General features: G+C 47.2%; 12 protein-coding genes. 3 read left to right on the top strand and 9 right to left on the bottom strand.

The features are described from left to right. Positions 1–8: 8 nt before the first annotated feature. From ACI351_RS07515 to hpf, 7 genes are read right to left on the bottom strand one after another with little or no spacing between them, the layout of a single operon-like run. The gene (locus ACI351_RS07515) at positions 9–830 is read right to left on the bottom strand and encodes a PTS system mannose/fructose/sorbose family transporter subunit IID (protein WP_439734628.1); all 822 of its coding nucleotides are present in this window, start codon (positions 828–830) and stop codon (positions 9–11) included. A 3-nt stretch (positions 831–833) separates the two neighbouring features. Further along, positions 834–1,442 carry a PTS sugar transporter subunit IIC gene (locus tag ACI351_RS07510; protein ID WP_439734627.1) on the bottom strand — a complete coding sequence of 203 codons (609 nt, stop codon included), beginning with the start codon at positions 1,440–1,442 and terminating at the stop codon, positions 834–836. Continuing rightward, positions 1,439–1,906: a PTS system mannose/fructose/N-acetylgalactosamine-transporter subunit IIB gene (locus tag ACI351_RS07505; protein ID WP_439734626.1), complete on the bottom strand. Its 468-nt coding sequence runs from the start codon at positions 1,904–1,906 to the stop codon at positions 1,439–1,441. The genes ACI351_RS07510 and ACI351_RS07505 overlap by 4 nt, the downstream gene beginning before the upstream one ends. Further along, positions 1,906–2,313, bottom strand: a complete 408-nt coding sequence (locus ACI351_RS07500) for a PTS sugar transporter subunit IIA (protein WP_439734625.1) — start codon at positions 2,311–2,313, stop codon at positions 1,906–1,908. Before ACI351_RS07500 ends, ACI351_RS07505 begins: the two co-directional genes overlap by 1 nt. 2 nt (positions 2,314–2,315) lie before the next feature. Continuing rightward, positions 2,316–3,173 carry an RNase adapter RapZ gene (rapZ, locus tag ACI351_RS07495; protein ID WP_439734624.1) on the bottom strand — a complete coding sequence of 286 codons (858 nt, stop codon included), beginning with the start codon at positions 3,171–3,173 and terminating at the stop codon, positions 2,316–2,318. After that, positions 3,163–4,119 carry an HPr(Ser) kinase/phosphatase gene (gene hprK, locus ACI351_RS07490; RefSeq protein ID WP_439734623.1) on the bottom strand — a complete coding sequence of 319 codons (957 nt, stop codon included), beginning with the start codon at positions 4,117–4,119 and terminating at the stop codon, positions 3,163–3,165. The genes rapZ and hprK overlap by 11 nt, the downstream gene beginning before the upstream one ends. Before the next feature lie 19 nt (positions 4,120–4,138). Beyond that, positions 4,139–4,690: a ribosome hibernation-promoting factor, HPF/YfiA family gene (gene hpf / locus ACI351_RS07485; protein WP_439734622.1), complete on the bottom strand. Its 552-nt coding sequence runs from the start codon at positions 4,688–4,690 to the stop codon at positions 4,139–4,141. Between the two features lie 619 nt (positions 4,691–5,309). On the opposite strand from hpf, the gene ACI351_RS07480 reads away from it, so the two are divergent. Beyond that, entirely contained in the window at positions 5,310–6,104 is a 795-nt protein-coding gene (locus ACI351_RS07480) for a hypothetical protein (RefSeq protein WP_439734621.1), read from the top strand. Positions 6,105–6,280: 176 nt separating this feature from the next. On the opposite strand, the gene ACI351_RS07475 is transcribed toward ACI351_RS07480, so the two are convergent. Beyond that, positions 6,281–6,505, bottom strand: a complete 225-nt coding sequence (locus ACI351_RS07475; protein WP_087287124.1) for a hypothetical protein — start codon at positions 6,503–6,505, stop codon at positions 6,281–6,283. A 200-nt stretch (positions 6,506–6,705) separates the two neighbouring features. Between ACI351_RS07475 and smc the strand changes: the two genes are divergently transcribed. Further along, positions 6,706–10,182 (top strand): chromosome segregation protein SMC, encoded by a 3,477-nt coding sequence (smc, locus tag ACI351_RS07470; protein WP_439734620.1) that lies wholly within the window; start codon positions 6,706–6,708, stop codon positions 10,180–10,182. Then, the gene (locus ACI351_RS07465; RefSeq protein WP_439734619.1) at positions 10,182–10,919 is read left to right on the top strand and encodes a metallophosphoesterase family protein; all 738 of its coding nucleotides are present in this window, start codon (positions 10,182–10,184) and stop codon (positions 10,917–10,919) included. Before smc ends, ACI351_RS07465 begins: the two co-directional genes overlap by 1 nt. Here the strand turns inward: ACI351_RS07465 and ACI351_RS07460 are convergent. Continuing rightward, positions 10,882–12,237, bottom strand: a complete 1,356-nt coding sequence (locus ACI351_RS07460) for an ArnT family glycosyltransferase (protein ID WP_439734618.1) — start codon at positions 12,235–12,237, stop codon at positions 10,882–10,884. The two genes, ACI351_RS07465 and ACI351_RS07460, sit on opposite strands and share 38 nt — an antisense overlap. Between the last annotated feature and the right edge of the window lie 192 nt (positions 12,238–12,429).

The following is a 12,429-nucleotide window of genomic DNA, read 5'->3' as shown; positions in this document are numbered from 1 at the left end:
CCCCCCAATTAAAACAGACAGACGATGTTTAACGTCAGTACCGCTGCTAGATACAAATACATATTGGCTATTTTTAATTTGCGCGTCATCAGGCTTAGGCATACAAATACCAGCACAATTGCGGCGCGCGCATAAAAATGCGCATCCAATTCTTTAAAATCTTTCAAGTAATGATAGATGCCATACACCAACATTCCGGCGGTCATAAACAGTCCCAGCTTCTTGGCGTAATAGATGGTTTTATTCCAGTCAAAGCAGGTCAGCCCGAAACAGGCGCTTTCATCCTTGAGAAAACTGATTTTAATACCTTCCCATTTGACAAACAATGCAACAGCGTTGAATACGAAAAACGCGGCGGCTCCGGCGGAAAACGCATTCAATGACGAGATGGGCAGGGTGTAGGGAACCTCAAAAAAATTCACGCCGGACAACAGCCAAATAAACAACGCCATAAGAAGCGTCAGCGGTTTAAGCGCACCCCAGAAAAGGCGGTCCCCGATAGAAGCGGTCGTAATGGATAGACTTTTGCGGATAGCGCTCCACTCGGTTACTTTTTCTTTAAATGCGGTCAGCGTTTTTGCTTTGGCAACCTCTTTTTCTTTCTGTGCAAGCGCCCCAAAACAAAATGAAGCCATTGCGGGCTGCGTGTTGAATGTTTCCAAATAACGGGCCAAAACGGAGGGGAGTGCATCTTTGTCCTGTGCGTAGAGTTTCTTCAGAAACGGCAACATTACGAACGTCAGCCCGATGTTTTGGTATTTCATCGGATTCCAGCCCGTTTGCAGAAAGAACGAACGCAGAAAAATTTGCAGGCGCATAGAAAAATTCATTCGTTACCTCGTTTTTAAACGGAAGGAAGGCAATAGCGTTGCCAACCCAATCCACGGTACGGCCATATAAGCGAATTTACAAGCTAAATGCGCTTTTGCGGGCAGATACGGCAGCAGCACCGACATTAACCAGCCGAATACACACACGAATATGAAAATATAAATAAAGTTCATCAAAAAAGACGAAGCCAGTGCAAACCCCACCGTACGGTTGACGGCGGACGGTTTTTGAGTAATTTTCTGTTCCCAAAACACGAGCCACTTGAATCGGTTTTTGCGCATAAATTTTTCTAGCACCGAAAATAAAGCGGCTCCGGTCAGCCCGAAGAAAAAGCCAAAATACAAGTCAATTCCCACTGTATACAGCGCCAGCGTTACAACACAGCACACAGCCGCGCTGGGGGGTATAATGCCGCCAAGCGGATTTACATCGGCAAAAATCAGTTCGGTAAATACTCCAATCTGTACGCCGGCCATCAAATCTCCCATAATGAGTCCCAACAGCGGTCCTGTGATAATTCCGCGCGAAAGCGTCAGCTGAAAAGCGTATGTCGTATCCAGTTCCAAGAGTGCAGCAAGTACGCAAAGCGAGAAGATCTCTGGTGTCATCATTTAAGGACTCCGTCTACGGACAGCGATGGCGAATTAGGTACGGCGCGTGTTTCCACGCGGATTCCCAAATCCCGAATCAGTTTTAAAAAGCATTTGTCTTCGTTGTCCAAAAATACATTTTCGGCCAATTTTTGCGCGCCGTCTTTAAAATGCATTCCGCCGATGTTAAGGGAGGTTATTTGCAGCCCGTCTTTAATCAAGTCGGCGGTTTCTTGCAGCGAACCCATTAACAGAAAAATCCGGCGGTTTGATTCGTTGGCGTGTCGCGCGGCGGCTGAGGAATTTAAAATCGTCAGTTCGTATTCATATGGCAGACTTAAGCGCAGAAGCCCGCGGTTAAGGCGAGCTTCGTTCCCTTTGGAAAAGGGAATCAGCACCTCGTCCACGTTTAACTCCGGCAGCCAAGCTTGTACGATTTGGCCGTGAATCAGGCGGTCGTCCACCCGCGCAAAAATAATAGGCATTAAAATCCTTTAATCAACAGTTCGGTCGCGTTAATAACGGCGCGTTTACCGTCGGCTTCTATTTTTTCCGCCAGTTCTTTGGCAGTCATTTTTTTGCGGCTGTTGGCGGCGGTCAGAAGCATACTTAAATTAAGCCCCGTAATCACGTAGCAGTTGGGCAAATCTTTACTGGCGGTAAGCGAAATGTTAGTGGCGCTGCCGCCGAAAATATCGGTTAGTATAACGGCGCCGTCTTCACAGGCCGAAAGCGTTTTGTTCAGCTTGGCCGCTTCCTGTTCAACGGATGAAGCCGTTGTTACGGAAAACGCGGCGAAACCGTCATCCGTCGGTTTGCCGATAATTTGCGCTGCCGTATCCAACATCTGTTGGGCCAAATGACCGTGGGTTACCAAAATAATTTTTACCATAGTTATAATCCTATATCTCTGTGAAATTCCGAGGCGCTCAGTCCCAGTTGGTTTAAATATTCCGCCAGTTTGTGCGCCATAAACACGCTGCGGTGTTTACCGCCCGTGCAGCCCATTGCTATAGTTAAGTAGCTTTTGCCTTCTTTAATATATTTGGGAATTAAGTACTTAATCAAATCGGCAAATTTTTCAGCGAATTCCTGCGATTCTTTAAACGACATAATGTATTTTTGTACATCTTCATCCAGACCTGTTTTTTCTTTCAATCCCGCAACGTAGTACGGGTTGGGTAAAAAGCGTACGTCCATTACAACATCGCAGTCTTTGGGCAGCCCGTGTTTGAATCCAAACGACATTACCGAAATCTGCATATCCTGTTCGCGCGTGAGACTCAAGAGCGCAGAAAGTTTTTCTTTCAGTTCGCCCAGTTTTAAGTCGGACGTATCGATTACTTTGTCGGCCGCTGTTCTGATAGGAGTCATCACTTCGCGTTCGTGTGCGATAGCCGCCGCCAGTTTTTTATGAATGGGATGTTTATGTTTGGTTTCGGAGAAACGCCGTACGAGGCAGTCCTCTGCGGCGTCCAAAAAAATCACTTTAACGGTAAAATCATCTTTGGGCAGGGCGGAAATCATCTTGGGCATTTGTTTTAAGCGGTCGCCTTCGCGCACATCAATGCCCAGTGCGATGTTTTGAATTTCGCCGTTGGCGCGAACGTATTTGATAAAATCGCCGAATAATGCCAGCGGCAAATTGTCCACGCAATAAAACCCAAGATCGCCGAAGATTTTAAGCGCTTGGGATTTTCCTGCACCGCTCATTCCGGTAATAATAAAAATGCGTCTTTTATCAGGTTGCATCGGGTTTTCCTGCTCCTTTTTTCATTTTGTCTAAAATACGCTGGCTGAATTCTTTGGCGGAGAAAAGCCCTTGGCTTTTTAAACGTTGGTTGAGCGACGCCACTTCTATCAGTACCGCCAAGTTTCGTCCGGGCGTAACGGGCAGCCCCAAGGACGGAATTTCCACTCCCAAAATGTTGGTCGTTTTCTGCTCCACTCCCAGTCTGTCTAGTGGTTTGTCGGACGGAAAAGTCAGTACCACTTCCATATCTATTTTTGTTTCATCTAGCGTGGAGCCCACGCCGAAAAGAAGCGGTACGTCCAAAATTCCCAGTCCGCGTACCTCCATATAATGTTTTAACATTGTAGGGCAGGAACCGAGCAGGTAACGGCCGCGGCTTTTTTGGATTTCTACGACGTCGTCAGCTACCAAAATGTGTCCGCGTTTGATAAGTTCCAGTGCACACTCGCTTTTACCGATGCCGGATTCCCCGCGGATGAGTACGCCCATTCCGTTTACATCTACCAGTACGCCGTGAACGTGTGTGACGGGGGCAAGTTTTTCGTCCAAAAAGCGGGAAAATTCCGTTACAAACGCGGTAGATTCCATTGTTGTTTTTAAAACGGGTACATCCGCGCTGAGGCACGCTTTTCGCAAGGCGGGAAGCGGGTCCAAATCTGCGGACATAATGATGCACGGCACTTGTCCTTCTTCCAACATCTTGGTTACGTTAGCGCGCAGACGCGATTTGTTCTCTTTTTGGCAGAACGCCTGTTCGCCGCGTCCGAACACTTGTACGGAATGTGTGCGAAAATTGTCCAAATGACCGCAGAGCGCCAGGCCGGGGCGGTTGACACTGCCCAGCGTAATCTCGCGGTGAATGTAACGCTTGCCGCAGACCAGCTCCAGATTCAGACGTTTAACCTGAAGCAGTTCTGCGACTGTAATGGATTTTGTAAATTCCACTTTTCCGCCCCCGGCGAAGTTATTTTTTCTTGACGGGTTTAATCAGACCGTACGTGCCGTCAAGGCGTTTGAAGATCAGGTTGATTTGTTTAGATTCTTCGTCTAAGAACATCCAAAAAGAATATCCCAGCCGTTCCATTTCGTAAGCGGCGTCCTCCGGATTCATCGGCGAAACTTCTACCTGTTTGATGACGGAGAACTTTACGTCGTTCTGCGGAATCATCACTTGTTCGGCAAAGGGGCTGATGTCAGCTTCTTTAACGGATTTTTTGGTTACTTTGCGGGCTTTAGCTTTGCTTTTGATTTTTTTCGCCTGCGATTCAGCCTTAATAGCTGCGGCGTCAATGGCTTTGTACAGGTTGTCCTCCACCGCGCTTGCGCTGATGGTGGTTTTGGCACCTGTGTGCAGGATAATTTCCGCTTTCTGATTGATTTTCTTTTCTACCGAAATAAGTACTTGGGCGGAAACGATATTGTCGAAAAAGTTTTCGATTTTGCCCACGCGGGTATTGATAAATTCTTTGATGGCTGGCGTCAGTTTAATGCCTTTGGCCGTAATTTTGATATCCATAAGTCCTCCGTATATATCGGTTACGAGAGAGTCCCCCGTAGACTTATTAAACCATTAAAAGCGTTTGCTGTCAATCGCGCTCGTTCGCGCGTAGGGGGAGAAAGGGTCCTGCAAGCATAAGTTTGCGCGGAAAATGGAAAGAGAAAGAAGAATTATTTGATGAGCCTCCCGGTACGTCGGATACTGATAGTGTAATCTTATTGGACGGAAAATCAAGCCTCTGTGCTAAATTTTTACAAAAAATTTGTTATGATAATAATTAAGTCCGCGTAGGCGGACCCGGAAGTATTGTCAGCTTTCACAATTTTATGCTGTTTTTGGAAGCCTGTGCGGAACAGGTTGAGCTGCGTTTTGCGCGGCACACATCACTCCAAAAACAGCCGTTTTTAAGCGCAAAATAATCGGCCTAATTAACCGGTTGTTTTGCGCTGAATGCCTCTTGCCATATTTTTATATGGCAAGGGCTACGGCTGTTTGTCCTGGGTTAGTGATGTGGCTCGGAGCGGACAGCCGTTTTTGTTGCTCCCTGTTCGTTTCTGCGGGCTTTACAAGAAGCCTGCTTTTTTCTTCCCATTTCATCCTCCGTGCTTCTTCTCCCGTTTGTGTGCGGGAGCGTTTTGTGCAATCGGACGAACTGCGTTATGTGCTGCGCGGGGTCGAGCGTTTTTTGCCTTGGGTTACGCGGGTGGTATTGGTAACAAACGGGCAGCGGCCTGCGTGGCTAAACAGTTGTCATCCCCGTTTAAAAATTTTAACACACCGCGAGTTTTTGCCTACGGACGCTCTGCCGACGTTTAATTCTTGTGCAATAGAAGCCGGTTTAATGCGTTGGCAAGGTTTGGCGGAACATTTTTTACTGGCTAATGACGATACTTTTATTTTCCGTCCGCTTCCCCGATCTTATTTTTTTCCGCGGGAAACTTGTGCGGTAAATTATTTTTCTTGTTATCCGGACAAAGACTATGCGTGCAGCGAATACGGCCGGCAATTACTTCTGCTGCGCCGGCGATTGCAGAATAAATTCCCTAATACCGATTTTCCGTTGGAACCGCATCACAATATATCCGGTTATGTTCGTTCGGCTTGTTTAACGGCGAGGTCATTGTTTGAAGCTGAATTTTCGGCAACGGAGTGTTCGCGCTTTCGTCAAACGGATAATTGTAATTGGTATCTTTTGGCGGGCGTGTCCGCAGCGTTGGGCAAAGCCGTGTGGCGGCCTACCCGCAAATCACGTTGGTTCGGAAGCGACGGTATGGTGTGGGAACTGTGGCAGGACTATGCACGGGAAATACAAAAGTACAGGCCGCGTTTAGTTTGTTTAAATGATTCGGATAAAAGTTCTATGCAAGACAGGGAAAGATTAAACAATTATTTGCAAAGGACCTTTCCGTGGAAGAGTTCTTTTGAAATATAAAATAACAAGAGGCGCAAAACGCTGAGGCACTGCGTGATGTCGTACAATGCGAGATGCGCCCCTTTTGCGTCAGGTTTTCGTTCCCGCGCAAAATCAAGTGAGCGAATATAATATGCGCGGAACGTGTTTGTGAAAAACACCCCGCCTGTTAGCACGCGGGGTGTTAAATTTAATTGTTATTTGGCGTTAACCATTTTGGCTCTGGAGATATCGCCTTTCTTATCCAAGAAATACAGATATCCTTTTTCTTTTTTGATACCACATTTTTCAACTTTTTTCGGTTTACCGCCTTTTTTGCCACCTCTGGCCATTTGCACGCGGGCGATATCGCCGTCTTTGTCAATGTAGTAGAGGAAGCCGTCTTCGCGGTCCATACCAACTTTCAATACTTTTTCTGCCATCTGAATAATCCTCCTTTTAAGGAAAAACAGTCTTACGAAAAAAGTCTAATAAAAAAATTTGCACTTTGCAAGCGGTTTTTTACGTCTAAGCCTCTTCGGTGTTGTATTTTTTTGTACGCGTAGGTAAATAAAAACGGTTTTTGTATATATATTGTATAGGGAAATGGTATAATTGGAGTATATCTGCCAAAGGGGACGTTATGTACTTAAAAGCTATTGAAATTATCGGTTTTAAATCGTTTGCGGACAAATCACGGCTGGACTTTGAACCCGGCATCACCTGTGTGGTAGGCCCGAACGGATGCGGTAAATCCAACGTCATTGATTCGGTGCGTTGGGCCATCGGTGAAATGAGCTGGAAGTCCCTCCGCTCTGCTTCTATGGTAGATATTATTTTTAACGGTACTGTCAAACGTGCTCCCCTGAATATGGCGCAAGTTAATATGGTGTTCGATAATGCTTCCCGCCAGCTGCCCTTGGATTTTAATGAAATTACCGTGAGCCGTAAAATTTTCCGCTCCGGTGAAAGTGAGTATTATTTAAACAAAGTTCAATGCCGTCTGCGCGACATTCGCGATCTGTTTTTGGATACCGGTATCGGCGGCGAAGGTTACGCCATTATTGACCAAGGCGGCGTGGAAAGCGTGCTTTCGGCTTCGCCCGAACAGCGCCGCGAGATGTTTGAAGAAGTGGCCGGCGTATCCAAATATAAAGCCAAACGCGAGGAGTGTATTAAACGCTTGGAACGCGTGGACCTTGATTTGGCTCGCCTTGCTGATACGGTGGCCTTAATTCAGGAACAAATTAAAAAGCTCGACAGTGAAGCCAAAAAAGCCCGCTTGTACCAAAAATACCGCGAGGAACTCAAGGAAAGCGAAATCGCCATTTCGGTTTGCTCCATTAAAGAGGCGGATGGATTAATTGCCAAGCATTCCGCGGAACTGGAACCCATTATACGTAAGCAGGAAGATTTGGAAAACCATATTTCGGCGCAGGAAGGCGCGTGTGCGGCTTTAGATTTAAATTTAACGCACAAACAAAAAGAAGCGGCCGAATTTAACGAAAAGATTTCCGCCAGCAAATACCAAGTCGGCCTGTTGGAAGGCGCAATTAAAAACTGCGACAACCTGACCGCCGAACTGACGGCGCAGGTGGCGTCCTCGGGCGCGGAAGCGCAGCGCGGCCAAAGCCGTCTGGCCGAGCTGGCTCCGGCAATCAGCCGCCTTAAAGAACAGCTTGCCGCGGTGACGGCGGAGCTGAACCCTCTGCAGGAAAACTACAACGCGCGAACGGCCTCCGCGCAAAAACTGGAAGCCGATTTGAGAAACGCCGAAAGCGAACTCCAGCGTGCATCGTCCGAGCTGATGAATTTAGTGCAAAAGCAGATGGAAATTTCAAACCGCATTGCACTTGAAGAATCGTCCGCACAGCGTGAAAACGAAGATTTAATTACCGCTGAGAAAACGAGCCAGTCTCAGACTGCAGGTCTTGCGGGATTGGAAGAAAGTTTGCAGGAGATTTTAACGCGTGCTGAACAAAAACGCGTTGAGGCTGATGAGGCACGCCAAGCGATTGCCCTTGGTGAAGAAAATTTAAAAAATCTGCAAATTGAACGTATCGCATTAAACGAAAAACTGTCCGCTGTCAAATCGGCCCGTGCGGGGCTTGCTGCAAAACTGGAAATGATTCAAACCCAAGGCAAGAATGACCCGTACTGGGTGGGGGCAAAACTGGTAGGCGAAAGCGGCCTGTCCGGTGTGAAGGGCACGCTGAGAAAAGCGTTAAAATATCCGGCGTCTTTGGGCGTGGCGGTGGAGGAATCGTTCGGCAAGTATTTGGACGCGGTACTGTGCGCGGACCAAAACACCGTGGAGCAAGCGCTTGCCCTTTTAAAACAACACGGTAAAGCACGTGCGAAATTTATTGTACTGTCTGAGGTCGAGCAAACACAGCAGGCGGGCGGATCGCTTAAAGAACAGCTGTCGTATAAACCGGAACTTGAAAATTTAATCAATTTTATCATCGGCGGTTACGCATATAAAGACGGTGCGGTGCGCGGTGGATTTTTCGTCGGGGGCGGTGCGGAAAATGTGCGCGCGCCCGAGGCGTATTGGGGCGAGGAAGAAACCGTTCGCGGCGAGATTGACGGTAAAACGGCAGAAGAAGACGCACTGAGTGTACAAATCATCGCTAATTACGATGCTCTTTCTAAAGCGGAAGAAACGCTTAGAAATCTGCGTGTTAAATCGCAGGAAGCCGTCGTTGCGCTCAACTCCGTGCAGAACGAACGTACCAATAAAGAACGCGAAATTGCTTCCACCAAGCAAGCGTTGGAACGCGCTGCGGCGCGTAAGCAAGAAATTATGCTGCGTGTGGAAAACCGCCGTAAAAATGCACAAACGCTTAAACAGAATTTAGAAGAATTAAAAACGCGCCACGCGGTGCAGACTGCGCGCGGAGAAGAACTTAAAAGAATGCAGGCGGATTTGCGCGCGCAGGCCGAAACGCTCAAAGGTGAGTTAAATGCGTTAAGCGCGAAGTTATACGAAGTAAAAATTAAGAAAAACAACGTGGAACTGGATTTAAAATCCACCGAGTTTGAATTTACCAGCTTAACGGAAAGCGAAGGCAAGCGAAACGAAAAAATCGCTTCCTCCAATTTGCGTTTAAAAAGTCTGGCGGATGAAAAATTGTCCACGCAAGCCAAACTATCATCCGAGCGCGATACGCTGGCGCAGTTGGAACTGGCCGAACATAAAATGCGTGAGGAATTGGAAGCGCTTAAAAAAGATTTTAACGATAAGACTGCCGCACTCAACGCGTGCAAGAAGGAAATGTCGGATTTGACGATTAAGCGCAACGATGTGGAAAACGCACTTTCCAACGCACGCCGTCAACGCACCACGGTGGCAAATAATCTGTTTGAAAGCTGGAACATCACGCCCGAAGAAGCGCAGATGAACTATGGCGACAAACCGGTGGACTACGAACGCGTGAAGATGATGAGAAAACGTATTGAAAATATGGGTGCCGTCAATATGACCGCGCCGGAAGAGTACGACGCGTTAACCAGCCGCAACGACTTTTTGCGCTCCCAAATTGGCGATTTGGAAAACGCCAAGAAAGATTTAAAATCCGCCATTAATAAAATCAACCAAACCACGCGCGAAAACTTTAAATATACCTTTGAACAAGTGCGCATGCACTTTAAGAACATCTATCAAACACTTTTCCGCGGCGGCGAGTGCGATCTGGTGCTTACCCAACCCGAAAACTTGTTGGAAACGGGCATTGAAATTTATGCCCAGCCTCCGGGTAAAAAACTGCTCAACATTACCTCTATGTCCGGCGGCGAAAAAACACTGACGGCAATGTCTTTGTTGTTTGCGTTCTTTACGCATAACCCGTCCCCCTTCTGTATTATGGACGAAGCCGACGCTGCTTTAGACGAAGCCAATGTGGAGAGGTACGTTAATTTGATTAAAGAGTTTTCTAAAACCACGCAGTTTATCGTGGTGACGCACAATAAACGTACGATGGAATCAGCCCGTATGCTGTACGGAATTACAATGGAAGAAAGCGGTGTATCCAAGGTGATGTCCGTCAATTTGGCCGAACGCGCCACGCCGGAGGACGTTAAAAAGAAAGAAGCGATTGAGGCGCTGGCGGAGGCGTAATGAAGATAGGCGTATTTTCGGATGTCCATTCCAACTGGGAGGCGCTTTGCGCCTGTTTAAAACGTCTTAAAAAAGAAGGCGCACAAGCGTACATTTGCTGTGGGGATTTTATCGGCTACGGGCCGGATCCGGAAAAATGCGTCCGGAAAATCCAGGAACTCCCGCTGCTTGCTTGTGTGATGGGTAATCACGATGCTGTGTTTGTGGATCCGGAATTGGAAAACTGTTTTAATGATGGCGCCAAAATCGCGCTGGATCATAATAAAAAACAGCTTAGCGAAGCTTCCGTGCGCTATTTGACTTCGCTTCCGGCTGAAGTGCAAAAAAATAATTTTACCGTTGTACACGGAACACCGTCCGATCCGATTAAAGAGTATTTTTCCAGCTGTGCTCAATTTCGTTCCAATTATAAATTATGGAAAGGAGATGTCTGCTTTGTGGGGCATACGCATCTGCCGTTTTATATGAAAGGGACCGATAAGAAGTGTGCTGTGTACATAAATAAGCACGATGACGTTACCGTCCGTTTACCGTCGGAAACACGTTATGTGATCAATGCGGGCGCTGTGGGAAAACCGCGGGACAATAATCCTGCTTCTTCGTTCGGCCTATGGGATACCGATGCCCAAACTTTCCGCTTTTTACGCGAACCGTACGATATTTCTGTTACATTGGAAAAAATGTCTGCGCTTAATTATCCTACTTTTTTGATAGACAGCTTGGCTGTCGGCCTTTAACGGCTTTTGCAGCGGCGCAAACGGCCACCCCCGCGGTTATACACAACACAAATTCAAATGGTGCGCGAAAGCGCGCGTACGCCCCTGAAAAAACCGAACCAATCCCCCAAAAATACAAGCAGTATACGGTTAAAAAGAACGCTTCGGCACGTTTGCTTTTCCACAATATCCATAGTCCCGCTGTTCCCGCCAAAACGGTGGATAATACTAATGCTGCACTTATCCAAAACAGCAGTTGTGCGGCGGCGGATTGGTTGCGCGCGGCGGGGAGTGTCCCCGTGTGGTTGAGGGCTTCTTCTTCCGTTTGCAGTGGCGTAAGATTTAGTAAACCGGCCGTGTGGGCGAAGTTTGTCCCCAGCAACGTTTTTCCGGCCCATAAAGGTGTGCGGGAAAGTTTATATAAAAAGCTTTCGCGGATGAACGGCACGGCCATTATTTTATAAATCTTTACCTGTTGTGCCGGAGGCAGCGCAGAAAAATTCGGCGGTAACATGGCCAGCATCATTTCGTGGGCTTGTGAAATCTTCAAACTGTATTTGCGCGCAAGGTAATCTTCATTCCAAATGTACAGATTATATGCTCCTACGGAAGTAAATCCTCCAAATCCGGTTGTAAGCGTATTACGTATATGCCACGTCCCGATGCAGAAGATAATCGGCAAAAGAAATAGGCCCATTGCTTTTAATACAGGGAAACGGATGAGTTTTGCCGCGCAAAAACAAATTAAAATGACACTGCTCACGGGGATAAAGTAATAGACCGCAGGGCGGACATATACGGCGCAAGCTAAGAGTAAGGCAGACGTCAGCAGGTCAAACGTGCGCGGGTTTTGAAAAAAACGAACGATAAAAAATATAAACCAAGCCAAAAGAAACGTACACAGCGTTTCTGTCAATACGGAAAACGACAGCGAAAAATACAACACGCTGACGGCGCAGAAAAGCGTACTCCAACGGGCTGCCGATTGCCCGTTAAGGCGATGTGCAGTCAAATAAACGGGGAGCAATAAAAATAAAGATAAAATATTTTGCCACAAGGCTACGGCCCACGTCATATTTCCCGTTAATAGTTGCACGAGCACTAAAAACAGGGGATACCCCGGCGTGCGCATCAGCATAGGGGAAACGGAAACGGCTTCCCACATATTACCTTCTTGCAGGAAAGTTTGGGCAGGGTAAACGTAACTGATGGAATCCGGCAGGGCCAGCACGCGTTCTCCGGCGGGATGAAAGAAGCAGATGTAAATAAAAGCCGCTAGTTTGACGGCGGCTAGTGCGGAAAAAATATACCAAAAAATTTGATCTTTATACCACTTCATATGGTTATTGTATGAAATTAGAGGAAAATGGTGACGTATTTTTTAATGCGCTTGCAAGCGAAATTCCGCCCAAAGGCCCTTGCGTAAGAAGAGGTATATTAGATTATTTCCCAATTAGGTTTACGCTTTTCGGAGCGAACCGCGCTGGACAGTGTATCAAAAAACCCCCGCATAAGCAGGGGTATATTTTTC

The sequence above is a fragment of the Candidatus Avelusimicrobium sp. genome, assembly GCF_051874775.1.
Classification (GTDB): Bacteria; Elusimicrobiota; Elusimicrobia; order Elusimicrobiales; family Elusimicrobiaceae; genus Avelusimicrobium.
The sequence above is the reverse complement of the archived record's forward strand: the minus strand, read 5'-3'. Positions and strand labels throughout refer to the sequence as shown.

Excerpts from the sequence above, each read along its gene's own strand:
- ACI351_RS07465 (WP_439734619.1), top strand. The coding sequence starts at position 10,182 with ATGAAGATAGGCGTATTTTCGGATGTCCATTCCAACTGGGAGGCGCTT.
- rapZ (WP_439734624.1), bottom strand. The coding sequence starts at position 3,173 with ATGCAACCTGATAAAAGACGCATTTTTATTATTACCGGAATGAGCGGT.
- ACI351_RS07510 (WP_439734627.1), bottom strand. The coding sequence starts at position 1,442 with ATGATGACACCAGAGATCTTCTCGCTTTGCGTACTTGCTGCACTCTTG.
- smc (WP_439734620.1), top strand. The coding sequence starts at position 6,706 with ATGTACTTAAAAGCTATTGAAATTATCGGTTTTAAATCGTTTGCGGAC.
- ACI351_RS07505 (WP_439734626.1), bottom strand. The coding sequence starts at position 1,906 with ATGCCTATTATTTTTGCGCGGGTGGACGACCGCCTGATTCACGGCCAA.
- hpf (WP_439734622.1), bottom strand. The coding sequence starts at position 4,690 with ATGGATATCAAAATTACGGCCAAAGGCATTAAACTGACGCCAGCCATC.
- ACI351_RS07460 (WP_439734618.1), bottom strand. The coding sequence starts at position 12,237 with ATGAAGTGGTATAAAGATCAAATTTTTTGGTATATTTTTTCCGCACTA.
- ACI351_RS07475 (WP_087287124.1), bottom strand. The coding sequence starts at position 6,505 with ATGGCAGAAAAAGTATTGAAAGTTGGTATGGACCGCGAAGACGGCTTC.
- ACI351_RS07500 (WP_439734625.1), bottom strand. The coding sequence starts at position 2,313 with ATGGTAAAAATTATTTTGGTAACCCACGGTCATTTGGCCCAACAGATG.
- ACI351_RS07515 (WP_439734628.1), bottom strand. The coding sequence starts at position 830 with ATGAATTTTTCTATGCGCCTGCAAATTTTTCTGCGTTCGTTCTTTCTG.